Consider the following 19,973-nt stretch of genomic DNA (forward strand, 5'->3'; position numbering starts at 1 on the left):
CCCTCGTCGGGGACCTGTTCATCAGACCACGTGCCTCAAACCGCGGCCACCCCAGCGGGGGTTGGCGGGCCCGCGATTGGCGTCGCGTGGGAGGATCGAACCGCACGCGCACCGTTGCGCACCCACACGTGAAAGGCAGTCATGGCGGACCAGCAGGCCATCCTCCACACCAACCGCGGGGACATCACCCTCAACCTGTTCCCCAACCACGCTCCGGAAACCGTCCAGAACTTCGTGGGCCTCGCCACGGGCGAGAAGTCCTACGACGCCGGCAACGGTCGCAGCGGTCCCTTCTACGACGGCCTGGGCTTCCACCGCGTCATCGACGGCTTCATGATCCAGGGCGGCTGCCCGCTCGGCACCGGCACCGGCGGGCCGGGCTACACCTTCAAGGACGAGCCCCACCCCGAGCTGACCTTCGACAAGCCCTACCTGCTCGCGATGGCCAACGCCGGCCCGGGCACCAACGGCTCGCAGTTCTTCATCACCGTCGGCGCCACCACCTGGCTGAACTTCAAGCACACCATCTTCGGTGAGGTCGCCGACCAGGCCAGCCGCGACGTCGTCGACGCGATCGCCACGACGCCCACCGGCCCCGGCGACCGCCCGGTCGAGCCCGTCGTCTTCGAGCGCGTCGAGATCGTCGGCTGACCCACCGCGCGTGTCCGACTCCCCGCCGGTCTGCTACCGGCACCCCGACCGCGAGGCGCACATCCGCTGCCAGCGCTGCGAACGGGTGATCTGCCCCGACTGCATGCGCCCCGCGGCGGTGGGCTTCCAGTGCCCCGAGTGCGTGGCCGAGGGCGCGCGCACCACCCGCAGCGGGCGGACCGCGTACGGCGGTGCGATCCCCGCCGACGCCAGCCGCACCTCGGTGGTGCTGATCGCGATCAACCTCGCGGTGTGGGTGGCGATCACGGCCACCGGCGGGGATTCAAGCCGGCTGGTCGACTGGCTGGCCCTGCGGCCCAACGGCCTGTGCGGTCTCAGTGGCGTCTTCATGGACCTCGACCGCTCCGCCTGCACCGCCCAGGGTGGCACCTGGCTGCCGGGCGTCGCCGACGGCGCGGTGTGGCAGGTGCTGACCGCAGGGTTCGCCCACATCTCGGTGCTGCACATCCTGTTCAACATGTACGCGCTGTGGATCCTCGGTCCGCAGCTCGAGGCGTCGCTGGGCCGGGTGCGGTTCCTGGCGCTCTACCTGCTCTCGCTGCTCGGCGGCTCGGTCGCCGTGCTCTGGGCGGGCGGCGAGTACCAGTCGGCGCTCGGCGCGTCCGGCGCCATCTACGGCCTGTTCGCCGGCCTGCTGCTGATCGCCCGCAAGGTGGGTGCCGACAGCAGCGGCCTGATGGTGGTGATCGCAATCAACGTCGCGCTCACCTTCGCCATCCCCAACATCTCCTGGCAGGGCCACCTCGGCGGCTTCGCCGTCGGCGCCGCGGTCGCCGCGCTCCTCGTCCACGCCCCCCGCGGCCCGCGCCGTACGCCGTTCCAGGCGGCGACGCTGGGTCTGGTGGCGGTCGTCCTGGTCGCCGCTGCGGCGGCCCGGGCGCTGGCGCTCGCCTGACCGCCCCTCCACAGCTGTGCACTCGGCTGTGGAGAATGACACGCGTGTAGTTCTCCACCGGTTCGTCCCCAGCTGTGGAGGAGTCCCCGCTGGTTGAGGAAGGACGAAGTCCTGTCTCGAAACCCGGTGAGAGAGAAGCCTTCCCGTGCGTGGTGACTCCGGGGACGGGGCTCGGGTGGGTGCTGACTGCGGGCCTGTGTGATCCGGGCGGGTGCTGACTGTGGGTGGGGGTGGGTGCGGGGTGCCGCGCTTGGTGGGGCACTGCGGCTGCTGCGCGCCGGACGTCGTTCGGCACTCGTTGCCGTGTCGCCGGACGCTGCCCTGCTGTTCCCGGCGTTCGTGTCGGCGCCACGCCGCCGTCTACGTGCCGAACGCCGCCCGTCGCTCCGCCGCCTCCGTGCCGTGCGGCGCGGCATGCCGGCGTGCGGTGGTCGAGGTGCGAAGGCCGCCAGGCCTGAGCCTCGAGACCCGGTGAGACGAAAGCCCTCCCGTTCCCACCGGAGGGCGTTCGGCCGGCGGGGGTTTCGAGACAGTCGCTAGCGCGACTTCCTCAACCAGCGGTGGCACCGCTGGTTGAGGAAGGACGAAGTCCTGTCTCGAAACCCGGTGAGATGACAGCCCTCCCGTTCCCACCGGAGGGCGTTCGGCCGCCGGGAATTTCGAGGCTCGCTTCGCTCGCACCTCAACCAGCGCATGCCGCTGGTCGAGCACCGCGAGCGGCTCGAGGGTTCGCCGAGCCGTCGTTAGTCAACGCCGGGTCGGCGAGACGCGGGCCGCCTCCGGTGGGGACGGTGGGCGCTTGGGTGCGGGGGTTTCGAGACAGTTGCTAGCGCGACTTCCTCAACCACCGGGGGCCGGGTCACTCCCAGCGGGTGGCGTAGCTGAACCCGACTGCCATGAAGGCGATGCCGACCACGAGGTTCCACTGGCCGAGGTCGTCGAGGAACGGCACCCGGCTGATGTCGTCGCTGAAGACGTAGTAGGTGCAGATCCAGGCGAGGCCGATCAGGAAGCAGCCGAGCATCCCGACCACGACGCCGCGGCCGCGGCCGAGGGGGGTCTTGGGGTGGGCGGCGAGCACCAGGCCGAGGAAGAACAGGCCGAAGCCGATGACGTAGTTCCAGCGCTTCAGGTCGCCCATGAACGCCGGGCCGCCGGGCTCGGGCACGGGGAACGCCTCGGGGTCGGGGCGGACGCCGACGTAGTAGTAGACGAGCCACGCGATGCCCACGACCATCAGCACGAGGGCGAGAAGGAAGCGGACCGAGAGGACCGGGCCGCGGGTGGGGTCGGAGAAGTCCAGCTTGGGCTTCAACTTGGACACGACTGCTTCTCCTCGTGCTGTGGCGACGACCTGCGCGGACCCTGGGGCCGGGTCCCGGGCTACCTTAGTGGTCGTGACACCAGGTTCCCACGCGCGCCCCGGTCACCGGCCCGAAGGGCCCGGTCGGGGACGCCGTCGGGCGTGGTGGCACGGGTCGCGTCGCGAGCACAGCCGGTGGCGGGTCGGGACCCCGCTGGTGGTGCTGCTCTCCGGCTCCCTGTTCGTGGTCAGCGCCGCCAACAGCGACGGCACCGACCTGCGCCCGGGCCGCTACACCGACCTGGCCAGCCTGGTGCGCAGCGAGGCCGAGCGCTACGCCGACCTCGAGGAGGACCTCCGCGAGCTCGACGAGGAGGTCGCCGACCTGGCCTCCTCGGTCGACGACGACGACGTGCGTCGCTGGGAGCGCGAGGTCACCCGGCTGCGCGACCCCGCCGGGCTCCGGCCGCGCCGCGGCCCCGGGGTGACGGTGACGCTCTCCGACGCGCCCGACGAGGTGCTCGAGGCCGCCGAGGGCGACATCCGCCCGCTGATCGTGCACCAGCAGGACATCCAGGCCGTGGTCAACGCGCTGTGGCGCGGCGGCGCCACCGCGGTCACCGTGCAGGGGCAGCGCGTCGTCAGCACCACCGGCATCCGCTGCGAGGGCAACTCCGTGCTCCTGCAGGGCGTGCCCTACCCGGAGCCCTACGTCATCTCCGCGGTCGGCGACGTCGCCGAGCTGACCACCAGCCTGTTCGACGACGCCTACGTCGAGGGCTACCGCGACGACGCGGAGCGACCCGACGTGTCGGTCGGCTGGGACCTCGAGCTCGAGGACTCCGTCACCGCGCCGGCGTACGCCGGCCTGCTCGACCTGGCGTACGCGACGCCGATCCCCTCGGCCCGGTCGTAGCGTCCGCGACGCCGTCGCCGTGCCGCAGCCCCGGCACGCCGTCGGTGGGCAGCGGCGGGGTGTCGGTCGGCGGCGGCGGGGTGTCGGTGGGCGGCGGGGGCGGCGGCTCGTAGACCGAGACGTAGATGATCACCGTGGAGTTCTCCGGCGCGGTGGTGCCGCGGGGCTCCTGGCGCACCACGGTGCCCTTCGGCTCGGTGGAGGTCGGGTCCTGCACCACCTCGGGCACGAAGTTGGCGTCGCGCAGCCGCTGCTTGGCCTCGCCCTGCTTGAGGCCCACGACGTCCGGCACCTCCTCCGGGCCGTCGGAGTAGTAGATGGTGACCACGCTGTTCTGCGGCACCGCCGTCCCCTCCTCGGGCTCGACGCGCAGCACCTCGTCCTTCGGCTTGTCCGACTCCTCCTCGACCGCCTTGACCCGCAGCCGCTCGTTGCGGATCTGGTTGCGGGCGTCGACCCGCGAGCCGCCCACCACGAACGGCACGCTGGTCATCGGCAGGCCGCTGGAGACGGTGAGGTCGACCGGCTCGCCGGGGTCGACGTAGAGGTCGCGGTCGGGGTCCTGCTCGATGACCTCGTCCTTGCCGACGTCCTCGCTCGGCTCGTAGTCGACGTCGCCGACGGTCAGGCCGGCCTCGGCGATCGCCTGGCGGGCCTGCTCCTCGGTGAGGCCGATCAGGTTCGGCACCTGCTCCTGCTCCGGCGCGCTCTCGAAGAGCTGCGGCAGCACGAACGCCCCGCCGACCACGAGGGCGACCACGAGCAGGCCGAGCAGCAGCAGGAGGCCGGTGCGCGGACCGCGGCGACCGTCGTCCTCCGGCGGCGGCAGCGGCTGGCGCACCATCGTGGCGTCGGTGGGCGGCGGCGTGGGGGTGGGGTCGGGCACCGGCACCGGCGGGGCCTGCACCGGCCGGCCGGCGAGGTAGCGCTCGACGTCGCTGCGCATCGCGGCCGCCGACTGGTAGCGGTCCTCGACCCGCTTGGCCAGCGACTTGAGCACGATCGCGTCGACGTCCTCGGGCAGGTCGGTGTCGTGGTCCGACGGGGGCGAGGCCGGCTCGCGCACGTGCTGGTAGGCCACCGCGACCGGGCTGTCGCCGATGAACGGCGGCCGGCCGGTCAGCAGCTCGTAGAGCAGGCAGCCGGCGGAGTAGACGTCGGAGCGGGAGTCGACGGTCTCGCCGCGCGCCTGCTCGGGGGAGAGGTACTGCGCGGTGCCCACCACCGCGGCCGTCTGGGTCATGGTGCTGGCGGCGTCGCTGATCGCGCGGGCGATGCCGAAGTCCATCACCTTCACGTCGCCGCTGGGGGTGAGCATCACGTTGCCGGGCTTGATGTCGCGGTGGATGATGCCGGCCCGGTGGCTGTAGTCGAGCGCCGACAGCACGCCGCTGGTGATCTCCAGCGCCCGCTCGGGCAGGATCTTGCGGCCCTCGCGCAGGATGTCGCGCAGGGTCCGGCCGGCGACGTACTCCATCACGATGTAGGGCTGGGCGACGCCGTCGTCGGTGATCTCCTCGCCGGTGTCGTAGACCGCGACGATCGAGGGGTGGTTGAGCGAGGCCGACGACTGCGCCTCGCGCCGGAACCGGGCCTGGAACGTCGCGTCGCTGGCGAGGTCGGTGCGCAGCCGCTTGATCGCGACCACGCGGCCGAGCCGGGTGTCGATGCCCTTGCGTACCTCGGCCATCCCGCCCCGGCCCAGCAGCTCGCCGAGCTCGTAGCGGCCGCCCACCAGTGACGGTGCTGCGTCGTTCATCGGGTGCCCTCCCGTCCCGTCGTCGCCTGCGTGCTCGGCGTCGTGGTCCCGGTGGCGGCCGGGGTGGTCGGCGTCGCGGGCGTGCTCGGCTGGCTCGCCTCCGACGTCTCCGGGTCGGACGGCTCGGTCGTCTCGCTGGGCTCCGGGGTGTCGGAGGGCTCCGGGTCCGGCGGCGCCTCGGTCTCGGGCGGCGGGCCCCAGTGGCTGACGACGACGACGTCGCCCTCGGTGAGCCCGCTGGTCGGGGAGACCCCGGTGACGACGTCCTCGGGCTGGCTGCCGTCGTTGGCCTGCGGCTGGGCCTCGGGCTCGAGCCCGAGCTGGCGGAGCTCGGCCAGCACCTCGTCGACGTCGCGGCCGACGTACGCCGAGGGGTCGAGCGTGATCTCCTCCGGCTCCTCCGAGGTGGGCGCCGAGCTGGGCGTCGAGGGCCGCGAGCTCGGGGTGGTGCTCGGGCTGTCGTCGGGCTGGTCCTTGCCGTCGCCGGTGAGCAGCAGCGCGATCACGACCGCCGCCGCGCCGAGCAGCGCGACCAGGGCCACGGCCCCCCACACCATGCCGCGGCTGGCGCCGTCGTCCTCGTCGTCGGCGCGGGGCATGGCGACCGGCGTGGGCGTGGGGTCGACGTGGGGGGTGCTGCCGGTGGCGGCGGTCGCGGCGAACCCGGCCGGAGCCGCGGCGGCGCCGAGCAGCCGGGTCTCCTCGTCGTCGGCCGGGGGAACGGCGGCCGCGCCGGAGCGCAGGGCGGTGGCGAACGCCGCGCCGTCGGCGAACCGGCGGGCGGGATCCTTCGACAGCGCCTGCAGCACCACCGCGGCCAGGTCGGGCGGCACCGTGTCGGGCAGCGGCGGCACCGGGTCGTTGAGGTGGGCCAGCGCGGTGGCGACCGCCGACTCGGCGTCGAAGGGCCGGTGCCCGACCAGGCACTCCCAGGCGACCACGCCGAGGCTGTAGACGTCGGAGGCGGCGGTGGCGGGATTGCCGCGGGCCTGCTCCGGCGAGAGGTACTGCGGCGTGCCCATCACCTGACCGGTGCCGGTGAGGCCCAGCCCGTCGCTGGCGCGGGCGATGCCGAAGTCGGTGATCTTGATCTGCCGGTCGGGGGTGACCAGCAGGTTGGCCGGCTTGACGTCGCGGTGCACGATGCCGGCGCGGTGGGCCGCGCCGATCGCGTCCGCCGCCTGCGCCATCAGGTCGCGGACGACGACCGGGTCGAGCGGGCGGCCGCCGCGCAGCAGCGCGCTGAGCGGCTGGCCGTCGACCAGCTCCATCACGAGGAACGGCCGCGGGATGCCGGAGCCGTCGGTGGCGGGCGACTCGCCCACGTCGTAGACCGACGCGACGCCGGGGTGGTGGAGCGCCGCGGCGTGCTGGGCCTCGGTCTCGAACCGGTGGCGGAACGTCGGGTCGTCGGCGTACTCCGACTTGAGCAGCTTGACCGCCACCGGGCGCTCGAGCGCGGTGTCGGTGCCGCGCCACACCTCGCCCATGCCGCCGGTGGCGATCCGCGACTCGAGCCGGTAGCGCCGGCCGGCGTCGACGTAGGTCTCCCCGCCGGGCGGGGGTGGGGTCTGGGTCACTGGAGCACCGCTTCCATCACCGCGCGCGCGATCGGGCCGCCCAGCAGGCCGCCGGCGATCTCGCCGCGCTCGTAGTCGGCCGACTCGATCATCACCGCGACCGCGACCTCGGGGTCCTGGGCCGGCGCGAACGACACGAACCAGGCGTACGGCGGCACGTCGTCGATCCCGCTCTGCGCCGTGCCGGTCTTGCCGGCCACCTCGACGCCGGGGATCGCGGCGGGACCGGCCGTGCCCTCGCGGACGGTCTCGACCAGCAGCTGGGTGAGCCCGTCGGCCACCGACGACGAGACCGCCTGGGAGAGCTCGCGCGGCTCGGTCTTGTCGAGCGTGCGCAGGTCGGGCGTCTGCACCTCGTCGACGATGTAGGGCTGCATCACCGTGCCCTGGTTGCCGATCGCCGCCGCGACCATCGCCATCTGCAGCGGGGTCGCGCGCACGTCGAACTGCCCGATGCCGGTCTGCCCGGTCTGGGCCCGGCCCATCTCGTCGGGGAACTGCGAGACCGCCTGCGGGCCCAGGTCCTCGAGGTAGCGGCTGTTGAAGCCGAACGCCTCGGCCTGGTCGCGCATCCTGTCGGCCCCGACCTCCAGCGCCAGCTGGGCGAAGGTGGTGTTGCACGACTGGGCCATCGCCTGCCCGAACGGGATCTTGCCGCTGCCGCAGCTGCGGCCCTCGTTGTCGATGACGCCGCTCTCGCCGCTGGTCTCGGGCAGCTGGAACGTCGGTCCGCCCGGCACGTCGTCGTCGGCGGAGTAGTCGGCGTAGGTCATCGCCGCCGCGGCCGTCACCAGCTTGAACGTCGAGCCGGGCGGCAGCGTCTTCTGGATGCCGCGGTTGACCAACGGCTCCGACTCGGCGTCGTTGAGCCGGTCGTAGGCGTCGCCCACCGCGCCGAGGTCGTGGGCGGCCAGCTTGTTGGGGTCGAAGGTGGGCAGCGAGGCCATCGCCAGGATCTTGCCGGTGCGCGGCTCCAGCGCCACGACCGCGCCCTCGACGTCGCCGTTCAGCGCGTCGAGGCCGTCGTACGCCGCCCGCTGGGCGTCCGGGTCGAGGGTGAGCTGCACGTTGCCGCCCTTGCCCTCCTCGTTGCTGAGCAGGTCGACGAGGTTGGTCACGAACAGCTTGGAGTCCTCGCCGGAGAGGATGCCGTTCTGGCTGCGCTCGATGCCGGTCTGGTCGAAGAAGGAGAAGTAGCCGGTGACCGGGGCGTAGAGGAACGGCGTGGGGTAGGTGCGCTGGAACTTGTACTTGTCCTTGACCGGCAGGCTCTCCGCGATCGGCTCGCGGCCGACCAGGATCGCGCCGCGCTCGCGGGAGTACGCCGCCTCGATCACCCGACGGTTGAGCGCGTTGTCGTTGTAATCCTCGGCCTTCCAGTACTGCAGGTAGGTCGCGTTGACCATCAGCGCCAGGAAGAGGAACAGGCAGAAGATCGAGATGGTGCGGATGGGCTTGTTCATCCGATCCTCACCACCTGGGTGGCCTGCTCGTCGACGTCGTCCTCGGGTGCGGAGAGGTCGGGCACCGGGCGGCGGGCCTGGTCGGAGATCCGCAGCAGCAGCGCGACGATGACCCAGTTCGCGACCAGCGAGGAGCCGCCGGCCGACAGGAACGGCGTCGTGAGGCCGGTGAGCGGGATCAGCTTGGTGACACCGCCGATGACGACGAAGACCTGGAGCGCGAACGTCGCGGCGAGTCCGGTGGCCAGCAGCTTGCCGAAGCCGTCGCGGGAGATCAGCGCCGCGCGCAGCGCCCGCTCGACGATCAGGCCGTAGAGCAGGATCACCGCGATCACCGCGGTCAGGCCGAGCTCCTCGCCGATGGCGCCGATGATGAAGTCGCTCTCGGCGAACGGCACCCGCGAGGGGTCGCCCTCCCCGAAGCCGCGGCCGATCAGCCCGCCCCAGGCCATGCCGAACAGCGACTCGACGATCTGGCCGCTGCCCGGGGTCTGGTCGTAGTAGTCCATCGGGTCGAGCCAGATGTTCACGCGGTTCTGCACGTGGCCGAAGATCGTGTAGGCCACGGCCGCGCCGCCGAAGAACATCAGCGTGCCGACCACCAGCCAGCCCGGACGCTCGGTGGCGACGTAGAGCATCACCAGGAACAGCCCGAAGAACAGCAGGCTCGAGCCGAGGTCGCGCTGGAAGACCAGGATGCCGAGGCTGATCGCCCACATCGCCAGGATCGGGCCGAGGTCGCGGCCGCGCGGCAGGTCGATGAACAGCACCCGGCGGCCGGCGAGCGCGAGCGCGTCGCGGTGGAGCACCAGGTAGCCGGCGAAGGCGATGACGAGCAGCACCTTGGCGACCTCGCCGGGCTGGAAGCTGAACGGGCCGACGCCGATCCAGATCCGGGCGCCGTTGATGGTCTTGCCGACGCCCGGCACGAGCGGGAGCAGCAGCAGGGCGATCGCGGCCAGCCCGCAGGTGTAGGTGAACCGGGTCAGCACCCGGTGGTCGCGCAGCACCAGCAGCGTGACCACGAACAGCACCACGCCCACGGTCATCCAGGTCATCTGCTTGGGCGCGAAGTCGTGGTTGCTGCGGCCGGCGGCCTCGTAGGCGAGGTCGAGCCGGTAGATCACGGCCAGGCCCAGGCCGTTGAGCGCCGCGATCACCGGCAGCAGCACGGGATCGGCGTACGGCGCCACGAACCGCACCACGACGTGGGCGGCCACGGTCAGCGCGGCCAGCCAGGAGCCGTAGCCGACCAGGTTGACCGGCACCTGCCCGTCGACGCCGAGCCCGACGGCGGCGTACGCGCCCACCCCGACGGCGAGCGCGAGCACGAGCAGGAAGAGCTCCGCGCCCCGACGGCGTCGGTGCACGAACTCCATCAGCGCTCCCTGCTGCGCCATCAGACCCGGCCCCTCACGCGGGCTCCTCGACCGACATCTTCGCGGCGAGGTCCTCGACGATCCGCTCGGCGTCGTCGCGGCTGGAGGCGTCGATGCCCTCGCGCACCCGGTCGGCCTCGAACTCCGAGAGCCGGCCGAGCTCGACGTTGGTGGTCGCCCACTCGGAGTGGAGGTCGACCCCGGGCAGCGAGGCGTTGAGGCCGCGGAAGATCGCGACCCGGTCGCCGTCGACGCCCACGAAGTACTGCTGCTGGCTCCAGGTCCACGCACCGGCCGCCGCGACCCAGACCACGCCGACGACCGCGGCGAGCACCAGCAGGCGGCTCAGCCAGGTGAACCGCCGGGGCGGGCGCGGGGCGTAGCGCGCCGACTCGGGGTCGACGATCGCGTCGGTGGGGGTCGCCTGCGGTGCCTCGTCGAGCACCTCGGCCGAGATCGGCTCGAGCTCGCCGGTGTCACCGGAGCGATGGCCGCGGAACAGGCTCTTGCCGGCGGCCGGCCGCGACCGGCGGCGCAGCTCGGCGGCGGCGCCCACCATCATCGGCTGCAGGTCGGCGGCGGCCGACCGCTCGGCGTCCGGTGCGGCGGCGTCGGCGTCGACCGCGTCGGCGACCACGCAGGTGACGTTGTCGGTGGTGCCGGCCTCGAGGCTGGCGCGCACCAGCTCGACGGCGGCGTAGTCGGGGGTGCCGGTCGAGAGCACGTCGGCCAGCCGGCCGGCGTCGAGCACCGCGGTGATGCCGTCGCTGCAGAAGAGCAGCCGGTCGCCGGGGGTGAGCTCGAGCAGGAACAGGTCGGGCTCGAGGTCCTGGATGCCGTCGATCGCGCGCAGGATCAGGTTGCGGTGGGGGTGGACCCGCGCCTCGTCCTCGGTGATCCGACCCTCGTCGATGAGGCTCTGCACGAAGGTGTGGTCACGGGTGAGCTGGCTGATCTCGCCGTCGCGGAACAGGTAGGCGCGGCTGTCGCCGACGTGGCCGATCCCCATCCGGGCCCCGTCGAAGAGGCCGAGGCTGGCGGTGGTCGAGGTGCCGTTGAGCGCGGGGTCGTCGTCGACGAGGTCGGCGATCCGTTGGTGGGCGCGGGCCAGGCCGTCGTTGACCAGGCGCAGCAGCGCCTGGGGCGAGGTGTCGCGGTCGGGCTGGGTGTCGAGGTCGCGGAGCTCGGAGACGACGGTGGCCGAGGCGATGTCGCCGCGGGCCGCGCCGCCCACGCCGTCGCAGACCGCGAGCAGCCACGGCCCGGCGTACGCCGAGTCCTGGTTGTCCTTGCGCACCCGACCGACGTCGGAGATGGCGGCGTAGTCGAGCCTCAGCACGCTACTTCCTCAGCTCGAGGATGGTCTTGCCGATGCGGACCTGGGTGCCGAGCGTGAGGGTGGTGGGCTGGGTGATCCGGACGCTGCCGATGTAGGTGCCGTTGGTGGAGCCGAGGTCCTCGACGAACCACTGGTCGCCGGAGGCGGCGATCCGGGCATGACGCGTGGAGACGTAGTCGTCGTCGAGGCGGATGGCGGCGTCGGGGCCACGGCCGATCAGGATCGGCGCGCCGGAGAGGTCGGCGCGCTGGCCGGCGTTGCCGCCCTCGACCACGAGCACGTGGGTGGGCGAGCCGCGCCGCTTGGCGGGCGCCTTGGGCTGGCGCTGCCCGCGCTCGCGGCCCCGGCCGCGGGCGGTCTCGGGCACCCGGGCCCCGAACATGTCGGAGCGGATGACCGAGATGGCCGACAGCACGAAGATCCACAGGATCGCCAGGTAGGCGATGCGGATCAGGAACAGGGTGAGCTCAGACACCGCTGTCCTCCTCGACGACCCGGATGGTCATGGTGGTGTTGCCGACCCGCAGCTGGCTGCCGTCGCGCAGCGGGGCCCGGGTGACCTTGTGGCCGTCGACCAGCATGCCGTTGGTCGAGCCGAGGTCGCGGACCTCGATCGCAAGGTCCTCACGGCTGCCGCGCACCGAGGTCGACACGTCGATCTCCACGTGGCGCCGGCTCACCCCGGGGTCGTTGATCCGCACGTCGGCGTCGGTGCCGCGCCCGATCACCAGGCCGGGCGGGGCCAGGGGGTGCTCGGTGCCGTTGACCTCGAGGACGGCCCGCGCGCGGCGTACCTGGGTGTGGGTGGCGTTGCTGCTCACCCGGGCCTGGGCGGCGCTGCGGATGCGGAACCGGCCGGTGGTGAGGTCCTCGGCGGCCTCGAAGTCGATGCTGACCGGCCCCGGGAAGACGTAGCTCTGCGAGTCGGCGTGGTCCTGCACCTGGTGGAGCATCTCGTCGGCCAGCGCGGTGTCGAACGGCGCCAGCCGCTCCAGGTCGCCGGGGGAGAGCTCGACGTGGAAGGCGTTGGGCACCATCCGCCGGTCGCGGGAGAGGATCTGGGCGTTGTTGTCGCACTCGCGCTGCAGCGCCGCCGCGATCTCGACCGGCTGGACCGCGGAGCGGAAGGCGCGCGCGAAGGCGCCGGAGATGAGGTTCTCCAGCCGCTGCTCGAACCGCTGCAGCCCGCCCACGTCGCCTCCTGTCCGTGTCTTGTCGGAACCCTTGCCGGAACTCTCGCCGTCACCATGTCCAGCACCCGCCTCCCCGCGGGGGGCAGGCCGACGCACCCGACGTCCGCGCCGGATCGCGACGATCGTATCGGGGCCGTGCTCGGGGCTCCGGTACCCGCGCTACCGGTTTGGGAATGTCCGAGCCGCTGGGCTAACCTTTGGGCGCTTCACGCGCGAGTGGCGGAACGGCAGACGCGCTGGCTTCAGGTGCCAGTGTCCGAAAGGGCGTGGGGGTTCAAATCCCCCCTCGCGCACGTGAGTAGCCCCGGGGACGACCTGGGGCTCTACTCATTTCTGGACGGGACGTCCAGCTGGGTCCGGGACCGGTCCCCGAGGACCGGTCGCCGAGGACCGGTCGAGCTCTCTCCCGGCTGACGGCCCGGCTGGACGCGGACGGCGACCGGGTCGCGGACGAGGCTCGCGAGCAGGCGGCCTCGACGTCATCGGGGAGCTCATCAGGGATGCGCGGAGGACCTCGTCGCGACCGGCCGCCGACCGTGGACCCGCACGCAGGAGCCTCGCCGACCTCGGCTGCCGTCGGAACCGGCCCGGCGGTGAGCGCGTCCGCAACTCGACAGCGTTGGCCCCGGCGCCGCCCGTCGTGCCGCCGCCGCCTCCTGGGTGACGGCCTCCACCTCGGACCTCGGCCGGCGACACGGCAGGTCGACGCGCTCAGGCCGGCGGCGCCTCAGCGGCCGCCCCGGAGCCGACAGCTCGACCGCGGTCGGCTTCGCCCACGGTCCCGTCGGCGGTGGAGCTGTGCCGTCCGTAGGTGGCTCGTCGCCACACCCGCTCGACCGGACCCGACCCTGCGCGACCGTCCCACCACACGCTGAGGAGGAGCTGTGCGAGGTAGAGCGCCAGGGCGATGGCGGCGCCCTCGGCGACACCGACCTCGCCGTAGAGGCCGAGGCCGTAGGAGTACATGACGGAGGTCAGCACGACCGACTGCAGCAGGTAGTTGGTCAGCGCCAACCGGCCGGCAGCGGAGAGTGCGCGGAGCGTCCAGCGCTCCCGCAGGAGCACGACGGCGGCGCCGAGGCCCAACGTGAGCACGGGTGCGGCCAGGGCTATCAGGAGGACCTGGGCTGCCAGCACGGTGAACAGCCCACCTGTGCTCTGGACGACCACGACCAGGACGTTGAGCGGCAGGCCGACGCCTATTCCGATGCGCGCGGTGGCGACGAACGTGGCCCGGTGGGCCCCGACATCGGCGAGGAGACCCGTGCGGGCGATGTACATGCCGACCAGCATCAGCGCGAGCACGACGAGCGAGAAGGTGAGCCCGAAGATCAGGCCGCCCGGCTTGGTGAGCCGCTCCTGGACCAGGTCGAGGTAGTCACCATTGCGGTAGATCTCGTTGAGCCGGGCCACCTCGATCGCGTCGGCGTCCGCTGCGGAGCGCTCACTGCCGGCGAGTGCCGAGGAACCGGTCAGCCCGCGGACCGCGAGCAGAGCCAGTCCACCGACGCCGATGGCCGAGAGCGTGCCGAGGATGCCGATCGCCCAGCGCAGCTGGGTGCGGGCGGTCCGGTTGACGAACAGCGCGAGCACCACGCCGACGACCGCGTACGTCGTGAGGATGTCGCCGTACCAGACCAGGAAGAGATGCGTCGCGCCGATAGCGCCGAGCGCGGCCATCCTGCGCGCGTACAGGCGACGCCAAGGGAGCCCCCGAGCCTGCCAGCGGGCGACCTGGGTGGCCACGCCGAAGCCGAAGAGCAATGAGAACAGACCGATGAACTTGCCCTCGGCGAGAACCTTCACCGCGACCGCGGCGCCGCGGTCGACGGTGCCGTCGATCGTGGTCGCCGCCAGGTGTTCGAAGGACGGCGAGGCCTTGAAGAGCAGGACGTTGACCACGACGATGCCGCCGAGCGCGAGTCCCCGCAGCGCATCGACCGCGGGCAGCCGGCCACCCCGACCCAACGGAACGGACCCGGAGACCTGGTCGGGCGGTGATGTGGTGATGGCGTGGGGCATGGGAATCCTTCCAGTTGAGCATACAAAGCGTCTGCTGAATATGTTGACGGTGACATTTGGGAGTACGCAGTGTCAAGTCAATGAGGCCTATTGGTTGCACTGGCTGTCAGGCGGAATGTGACATGCTGGGCGTATGGCGACGAGGAAGTACGAGCAGGTGCGCCGAGCGGAGGCGGCTGCGGAGACCCGGCGGCGGATCCTCGAGGCGGTGGGCCAGCGGCTGCGAGAGGCGCCGACGGAACAGCCGAGCCTCGAGAAGGTCGCCTCGCTGGCAGGGGTCTCCAGGTCGACGATCTACGCCGACTTCGGCTCGCGGGCGGGGCTCTTCGACGCGTTCGTCGCCGACCTGTGGGACCGCACCGGTCTGAAGGAGCTGGGCGAGGCCGTCAAGAGCGACGACGCCCGGGAGCACCTGCACCGGGGGATAGCGGCCGCGAGCAGGATGAAGGGCCGGGAGATCACCATCTACCGGGTGCTGCACGCCATGGACCGGCTCGATCCGGAGTCGGCCGGCCGGGCGGTGCGGCACATGGAGGAGGATCGCAAGGCCGGGATGAAGCAGCTCGCCGAGCACCTGGCCGAGGAAGGAGTCCTGCGCGAGGACGTCAGCAAGGAGCAGGCCTTCGACGCCCTGTGGGTGCTGACCAGCTTCGAGGCCCTGGACCTGTTGGTCACCGGGCGCCGGATGTCCCTCGACCGGGCGATCGACACGCTGGTGACGATGGCGGAACGCTCGGTGTGCCGACCCGAGACGTCCCGGACGGCGCGGAAGAAGGGCTGACCGGCCGGCTGGTCAGGACGGCAGCCGGAAACCATAGGCGTGCTGCACCCTGAGGCGCACCACGATCCGTCGTTCCTCCAGCATCAGGTCCTCGAACGCCGTCCAGTCCTCGGGTTCGCCCTGGACGGCGCGGTAGTGGTCACGCAGCTCGGCCATGACGGCGTCGTCGCGGTGCGTGACCGGCTCGGTCAGCTCCACGGGACCTTCCACGACGGCGTAGGACCAGAAGTCCGGACCCCGAACGTGGAGGGCGGCCCAGGGCGATCGCCGGAGGTTGGCCGCCTTGGCGCGGCCGGGCAGGGTCGAGACGCGGGCTGTGCCGTGGTCGTCGACCACGTGCAGCACGCTGGACAGCTGCGGACGACCGTCGCGCCGGATCGTGGCGAGGGTGCCCTGGTGGGAACGGCGCGCGAGGTCCACGGCCTCGGTGTGGTCCATCGTCACCCTCAGCCGAGGACGGTGAGGGCGACGGGCCCGCCCGGACGAACCCTGCCCTTGATCGCACCGTCCGCGATCGGTGCTCGAGGGGACGGAGCTCCGGGCCAGGCCGGACGCGACTGCGCCGTCCACACCTGAGGCGGCAGGACCGGCGTGGCGGTGGTGCGGGTGATGCCGGGCATGGTGGTTCCTCTCGGCCAGCCGGCGCGATCAGGCGACCGGATCGGGGTCGTGGGTGTTCACGGTGCGGAGACCGACGACGGCCGCCGCGACGAGCAGTCCGACGCCGACCAGGAGCGCGCGTCCGAATCCGTCGGTGAGGGCCTCGGCCGCGGTGGCCCCCGCCGCCAGCTCGTCGTCGTTGACAGCGTCCGAGACGGCGAGCAGCACGGCCAGCCCGAGGGCGGCGCCGACCTGCTGACCGGAGTTGAGCAATGCGGCCGCCGTTCCGGACCGGTCCTCGGTGACCCCGGCGTGGCCGGCCGCGACGACGGCGACGAAGACGAACCCGATCCCGCTGGAGAGGACGAGCAGCCCCGGCAGCAGGTCGGCTGCGTACGAGCCGTCGGCCGGCAGCCGCGACAGCAGCAGAAGCCCCAGGGCGGTGGTCAGCGAGCCGCCGACGACCATCGGTCGGGTCCCGAGTCGGGCGATGAGCTGGGCAGCGGCAGCGGATGACGCCGCTGCCACCAGGCACGACGGGACGTAGGCGAGCCCGGTCCGGACGGGCCCGTAGCCGAGCACGTCCTGCATGTAGACGGTGACGAAGAAGAACAGGGAGAGGAAGCCGGCGAAGGTCGCGAGCTGGACGAGGTTGGCGGCCGCCACCCCCGGCAAGCGGAGGAGGGACGGAGGAAGCAGTGGCTCTGGGGCCCTCCGCTCCACCTCCGTGAAGGCCACGAACAGACCGGCGGCGGCGAGCAGCTCCAGCACGGTCCGGGGGGCCGACCAACCGCGGTCGGGTGCCTCGACCAGCGCGTGGACCAGGACGATCATGCCGGCGGTGGCGAGCAGGGCCCCCACGAGGTCGAACCGGCCGCGAGGTCCGCGGGGACGGTCGGCCGGGACCAGCGCAAGGATCGGACCGACGAGGAGCGCGCACAGCAGCGGGTTGACGAGCATCACCCAGCGCCAGTCGGCGATCTCGGTGAGCACACCCCCGGCCAGGACGCCGACGGCCGAGGACACCCCGGCGACGGCACCCCAGACGCCGAGCGCACGATGGCGGTCGGCCCGCTCGGTGAACGTGGTCGTCAGGATCGAGAGGGCAGCCGGCAGGCTCAGAGCCGCACCCGTGCCCTGGACCAGGCGGGCTCCGACGAGAGCCTCGGCGGACTGGGCGAAACCGCCCACGAGTGACGCGGCGCCGAACACGGCCAGGCCGGCGAGCAGCACCCGCCGCCGTCCGAGCAGGTCGGCCATCCGGCCGCCCACCAGCATGAAGCCGCCGTAGGTGAGCAGGTAGCCGCTGGGCACCCACTGGAGCTGCTGCAGCGGGATGTCCAGGTCGTCCCGGACCGCCGGCAGCGCGACGTTCACGATCGTCGCGTCGACGAAGTCGAGGAAGGCGACCGCGCAGACGAGGGCCAGGACCAGGCGACCGCGACGTGAGTGGAGGTCGGAAGGAGTCGCCTCCGGCAGGGTTGTGGTCATCGGGTCTCCTGGTGGGGACCGCGCTCGTCGGCGAGCAGCGGGTGCGCCGAGTAGGACACGGGGATGGTGGAGATCGGGTCGTCGAGGACGGCGGCCTCGTCGCGGCGGGCGACCGCCCGCACGTAGCCCAGGTACCGGCCTCGGTCGGCCTCGACGGCTGCGATCTCGGTTGCGTTGTCGGGGGCGACGGCGTGCTGCCACTGCAGCCAGAGTCGCCAGCCATCCTCGAGCGCGTCGGCGTGCTGGACGTCGACGACGCCGCTGCGGCCCCAGTGTCGGCGCCACCACGCCGCGGTCTGCAGGCAGGCGAGGCTCGGCTCCCACCACGTCGCGAGGTGTGCCGGGGGACGGTCGTGGATGTCCTGCGTCAAGCCGGCGCCGGCGATCGCGACCTGACCTCCGGGCCTGACCAGCCGGGCCAGGTAGGGGAGGTAGAGGGCGTCGGTGCCGTAGTAGACGTAGGAGTCGATGCTCACGATCGCGTCGAAGAAGTCCCGCGCGAACGGCAGTGCCCGTGCCTCGCCGTGGAGGGCGAACACGTCGTGGTCGACACCGGCGTCACGGAACCGGCGGGCCCGGTCGTCGACCGGGAACCACAGGTCGGTCGACCAGACCTGGACCCCGAACTCACGGTGCAGGAAGACCGAGGACGCGCCCCGCCCGGCGCCGAGGTCCAGCACGCGCATGCCCGGCTGGAGGTCGAGCGCCTCGGTCAGCCACTCGGTCAGCCACAGCGAGTTCGCTCCGCCGCTGACGCAGGAGCGCAACCAGTCCGGGTGGTAGGCGGAGGCGCGAGGGAAGCGGGGGTGGGTCAGGAGGGCGTCGTTCATCGGGTTGCTCCTTCGGGGTGGTGGATGGGTGTGAGCAGGTCACCGATCGCCCGGGTGAGGTCGGCGGTCGCCCGGTCGACGGTGGCGGCGCCGTACCAGCCGGCGACGGGCACGCCGTCGGGGCGGACGAGCAGCGCGCCGAGTGGCCGGATGCCGAGCGCGTGCAGCGTCGGTGGCGGCAGTACGGCGATCTCGACGGGCAGTCGCTGCGGCAGTCCGGCCGCGGCGCCCGCCCACGGACCTTCGGCGCCGGTAAGCAGGGTGAGGCCGCCGGAGACCAGGTCGAGCGTGGAGCGCGGAGGCTCGCCCGGTCGGGACGGCGGCAGCCACGCGTGCTGCAGGCGCCCGCCGAGGTCGTGCAACAGCTCGGTGAGCACCGTGTGGCAGCCCCCGTCCGGGTCGGCGGCACGAGCGACGTCCGCGGCGGCCAGCGGGCGCATCTCCTCCTCGTAGGTGTCGAGGAACCCGGGCGGCGCCCAACCGTGGGCGACCCACGCGAGTCGCCACCCCAGTGCGAGGCCGTCGCGGACGGCCATGGCGAGCCCGTTGCCTCCTCGGGGGGTCACGCGGTGCGCGGCGTCACCCACCAGGTGGACGCGGCCGAGCGAGTAGCGCTCGGCCAGCGTGGCACCGGCGACGAAGGTACTGGTCCGGGCGATCGAGATGCCGACGTCGGGCACTCCGACCGCGGCGCGGATGCGCCGGGTGAGGACCGACGGGTGGCTCAGCGCGTGCGCGTCGTCGTCCGGGCCCAGGACCACGCCGTACTGCCATCGCGTGCCGCCGCCGGCGGGGATCAGGATGCCGGAGCCGTTCGGCTGGCGGATCGAGTACAGGGCATGGCGGCGCTCACCGAGGACGGGCCACAACGGTGCGCGGAACTCGGCGCTGACCCCGCGCATGACGTCGGTGGCTCCCACGACGTCGATTCCGAGGAGCTGACGCACGGTGCTGCGGGCGCCGTCGGCTCCGATCACGTACCGAGCGCGCACCCGAGCTGCAGTCGGGTCGTGGGCTGCGCGCACGACGAGGTCGACGCCGTCCGCGTCCTGCTCGAGCCCGGCCACCTCGACGCCGCGGCAGACGGTCGCGGTCTTGTGCCTGGCCAACTCGTCGAGCAGCACCAGCTCGAGGTCGTCCTGAGCCACTCGGACAGACGAGGTCGGACTCACCACCTCGCTCTGGACGTGGTCCGGGACGTTGATCTGGCGGCGGACCCCGGCGCTGGCCTCGGCCACGGTGGTGACCTCCAGCAGGGTGAGGTCGACGTCGTCGGCGCAGGCCCGAAGCTCGGCTTCGATGCCCCAGGATCGGAAGATCTCCATCTGGCGCACGGTCACGCCTACCGCCCGGGGCAGGTCGGAGACGCCGGTCCGCTTGTCGAGAACGACGACCTCGACCCCGGCGCGCGCCAGTGACACCGCGGCCACGAGTCCGGCCGGGCCGGCGCCGACGACGGCGACATGCGTCTGGCGGGGGAGCTGCGTCACTGGTTGCCTCATTTCATAGAGCGATGTGTAGCGCCAATATGACACATCGAGTAGACAGCCTGTCAAGTGAAATGACTTTCCGGGCGTGACGGGGTCGCGACCGAACGGCCGGACACCGCGGGTCGGGCCCGACCGTCACGTGACCACGACGCCACCACCGGCGTGACGACCGCCGTCGGGCCGGGACGCCTATGGGATGGGGCTCGAGCACGTCGCCTTCGTGAGGCCCACGGCTCGAGGACCTCGCGATGCCCCCACGT

17 protein-coding genes and 1 tRNA gene are annotated in these 19,973 nt (G+C 72.4%); 5 read left to right on the forward strand and 13 right to left on the reverse strand.

Features of this window, described 5'->3' with window-relative positions; all coding sequences use genetic code 11:
• Nucleotides 1-141: 141 nt before the first annotated feature.
• Nucleotides 142-651 (forward strand): peptidylprolyl isomerase, encoded by a 510-nt coding sequence (locus tag JT721_RS10430; protein ID WP_205473041.1) that lies wholly within the window; start codon nucleotides 142-144, stop codon nucleotides 649-651.
• Nucleotides 652-661: 10 nt separating this feature from the next.
• Complete coding sequence (locus JT721_RS10435) at nucleotides 662-1,567, forward strand: rhomboid family intramembrane serine protease (protein WP_307827987.1); 906 nt, start codon at nucleotides 662-664, stop codon at nucleotides 1,565-1,567.
• Between the two features lie 859 nt (nucleotides 1,568-2,426).
• Here the strand turns inward: JT721_RS10435 and JT721_RS10440 are convergent.
• Nucleotides 2,427-2,891 carry a cell division protein CrgA gene (locus tag JT721_RS10440; RefSeq protein ID WP_307827988.1) on the reverse strand — a complete coding sequence of 155 codons (465 nt, stop codon included), beginning with the start codon at nucleotides 2,889-2,891 and terminating at the stop codon, nucleotides 2,427-2,429.
• Between the two features lie 196 nt (nucleotides 2,892-3,087).
• On the opposite strand from JT721_RS10440, the gene JT721_RS10445 reads away from it, so the two are divergent.
• The gene (locus JT721_RS10445; RefSeq protein WP_307827989.1) at nucleotides 3,088-3,786 is read left to right on the forward strand and encodes a DUF881 domain-containing protein; all 699 of its coding nucleotides are present in this window, start codon (nucleotides 3,088-3,090) and stop codon (nucleotides 3,784-3,786) included.
• Here JT721_RS10445 and pknB read toward each other — a convergent pair.
• Genes pknB through JT721_RS10480 form a run of 7 tightly spaced genes read right to left on the reverse strand, consistent with a single transcriptional unit; the run spans nucleotide 3,716 to nucleotide 12,499 of the window.
• The gene (gene pknB, locus JT721_RS10450) at nucleotides 3,716-5,545 is read right to left on the reverse strand and encodes a Stk1 family PASTA domain-containing Ser/Thr kinase (protein ID WP_205473043.1); all 1,830 of its coding nucleotides are present in this window, start codon (nucleotides 5,543-5,545) and stop codon (nucleotides 3,716-3,718) included. The two genes, JT721_RS10445 and pknB, sit on opposite strands and share 71 nt — an antisense overlap.
• Complete coding sequence (locus JT721_RS10455) at nucleotides 5,542-7,125, reverse strand: protein kinase (protein ID WP_307827990.1); 1,584 nt, start codon at nucleotides 7,123-7,125, stop codon at nucleotides 5,542-5,544. Before JT721_RS10455 ends, pknB begins: the two co-directional genes overlap by 4 nt.
• Nucleotides 7,122-8,588, reverse strand: coding sequence for a penicillin-binding protein 2 (locus JT721_RS10460; protein ID WP_205473044.1), 1,467 nt, complete (start codon nucleotides 8,586-8,588; stop codon nucleotides 7,122-7,124). Before JT721_RS10460 ends, JT721_RS10455 begins: the two co-directional genes overlap by 4 nt.
• Nucleotides 8,585-9,988 (reverse strand): FtsW/RodA/SpoVE family cell cycle protein, encoded by a 1,404-nt coding sequence (locus JT721_RS10465; RefSeq protein ID WP_205473045.1) that lies wholly within the window; start codon nucleotides 9,986-9,988, stop codon nucleotides 8,585-8,587. Before JT721_RS10465 ends, JT721_RS10460 begins: the two co-directional genes overlap by 4 nt.
• Before the next feature lie 13 nt (nucleotides 9,989-10,001).
• Nucleotides 10,002-11,306 carry a PP2C family serine/threonine-protein phosphatase gene (locus JT721_RS10470; RefSeq protein ID WP_205473046.1) on the reverse strand — a complete coding sequence of 435 codons (1,305 nt, stop codon included), beginning with the start codon at nucleotides 11,304-11,306 and terminating at the stop codon, nucleotides 10,002-10,004.
• A gap of 1 nt (nucleotide 11,307) precedes the next feature.
• Entirely contained in the window at nucleotides 11,308-11,781 is a 474-nt protein-coding gene (locus JT721_RS10475; RefSeq protein WP_205473047.1) for an FHA domain-containing protein, read from the reverse strand.
• Entirely contained in the window at nucleotides 11,774-12,499 is a 726-nt protein-coding gene (locus JT721_RS10480) for a DUF3662 and FHA domain-containing protein (RefSeq protein ID WP_205473048.1), read from the reverse strand. Before JT721_RS10480 ends, JT721_RS10475 begins: the two co-directional genes overlap by 8 nt.
• A 210-nt stretch (nucleotides 12,500-12,709) precedes the next feature.
• On the opposite strand from JT721_RS10480, the gene JT721_RS10485 reads away from it, so the two are divergent.
• Nucleotides 12,710-12,792, forward strand: a tRNA-Leu gene (locus JT721_RS10485).
• Nucleotides 12,793-13,210: 418 nt separating this feature from the next.
• Here the strand turns inward: JT721_RS10485 and JT721_RS10490 are convergent.
• Nucleotides 13,211-14,521 (reverse strand): DUF418 domain-containing protein, encoded by a 1,311-nt coding sequence (locus JT721_RS10490; protein ID WP_205473049.1) that lies wholly within the window; start codon nucleotides 14,519-14,521, stop codon nucleotides 13,211-13,213.
• A gap of 133 nt (nucleotides 14,522-14,654) precedes the next feature.
• Here JT721_RS10490 and JT721_RS10495 point away from each other — a divergent pair, with 133 nt between their 5' ends.
• Entirely contained in the window at nucleotides 14,655-15,302 is a 648-nt protein-coding gene (locus JT721_RS10495) for a TetR/AcrR family transcriptional regulator (RefSeq protein WP_205473050.1), read from the forward strand.
• A gap of 12 nt (nucleotides 15,303-15,314) precedes the next feature.
• On the opposite strand, the gene JT721_RS10500 is transcribed toward JT721_RS10495, so the two are convergent.
• The 4 genes from JT721_RS10500 to JT721_RS10515 form a co-directional block, all read right to left on the reverse strand.
• A complete protein-coding gene (locus tag JT721_RS10500) occupies nucleotides 15,315-15,740 on the reverse strand; it encodes a PPOX class F420-dependent oxidoreductase (protein WP_205473051.1) in 426 nt (141 codons plus the stop codon).
• 210 nt (nucleotides 15,741-15,950) lie between these two features.
• Nucleotides 15,951-17,393: an MFS transporter gene (locus JT721_RS10505; RefSeq protein ID WP_205473052.1), complete on the reverse strand. Its 1,443-nt coding sequence runs from the start codon at nucleotides 17,391-17,393 to the stop codon at nucleotides 15,951-15,953.
• Nucleotides 17,390-18,223 carry a cyclopropane-fatty-acyl-phospholipid synthase family protein gene (locus JT721_RS10510; protein ID WP_205473053.1) on the reverse strand — a complete coding sequence of 278 codons (834 nt, stop codon included), beginning with the start codon at nucleotides 18,221-18,223 and terminating at the stop codon, nucleotides 17,390-17,392. The genes JT721_RS10505 and JT721_RS10510 overlap by 4 nt, the downstream gene beginning before the upstream one ends.
• A complete protein-coding gene (locus JT721_RS10515; protein WP_205473054.1) occupies nucleotides 18,220-19,713 on the reverse strand; it encodes an FAD-dependent monooxygenase in 1,494 nt (497 codons plus the stop codon). The genes JT721_RS10510 and JT721_RS10515 overlap by 4 nt, the downstream gene beginning before the upstream one ends.
• Between the last annotated feature and the right edge of the window lie 260 nt (nucleotides 19,714-19,973).

It is taken from the genome of Nocardioides sp. SYSU D00038, assembly GCF_016924665.1.
In the GTDB taxonomy this organism is placed as follows: domain Bacteria; phylum Actinomycetota; class Actinomycetes; order Propionibacteriales; family Nocardioidaceae; genus Nocardioides.

Bases quoted from the DNA above. Each gene is read 5' to 3' on its own strand.
- JT721_RS10430 (WP_205473041.1), top strand. From the start codon at position 142: ATGGCGGACCAGCAGGCCATCCTCCACACCAACCGCGGGGACATCACC.
- pknB (WP_205473043.1), bottom strand. From the start codon at position 5,545: ATGAACGACGCAGCACCGTCACTGGTGGGCGGCCGCTACGAGCTCGGC.
- JT721_RS10460 (WP_205473044.1), bottom strand. From the start codon at position 8,588: ATGAACAAGCCCATCCGCACCATCTCGATCTTCTGCCTGTTCCTCTTC.
- JT721_RS10465 (WP_205473045.1), bottom strand. From the start codon at position 9,988: ATGGCGCAGCAGGGAGCGCTGATGGAGTTCGTGCACCGACGCCGTCGG.
- JT721_RS10490 (WP_205473049.1), bottom strand. From the start codon at position 14,521: ATGCCCCACGCCATCACCACATCACCGCCCGACCAGGTCTCCGGGTCC.
- JT721_RS10495 (WP_205473050.1), top strand. From the start codon at position 14,655: ATGGCGACGAGGAAGTACGAGCAGGTGCGCCGAGCGGAGGCGGCTGCG.
- JT721_RS10500 (WP_205473051.1), bottom strand. From the start codon at position 15,740: ATGGACCACACCGAGGCCGTGGACCTCGCGCGCCGTTCCCACCAGGGC.
- JT721_RS10505 (WP_205473052.1), bottom strand. From the start codon at position 17,393: ATGACCACAACCCTGCCGGAGGCGACTCCTTCCGACCTCCACTCACGT.
- JT721_RS10510 (WP_205473053.1), bottom strand. From the start codon at position 18,223: ATGAACGACGCCCTCCTGACCCACCCCCGCTTCCCTCGCGCCTCCGCC.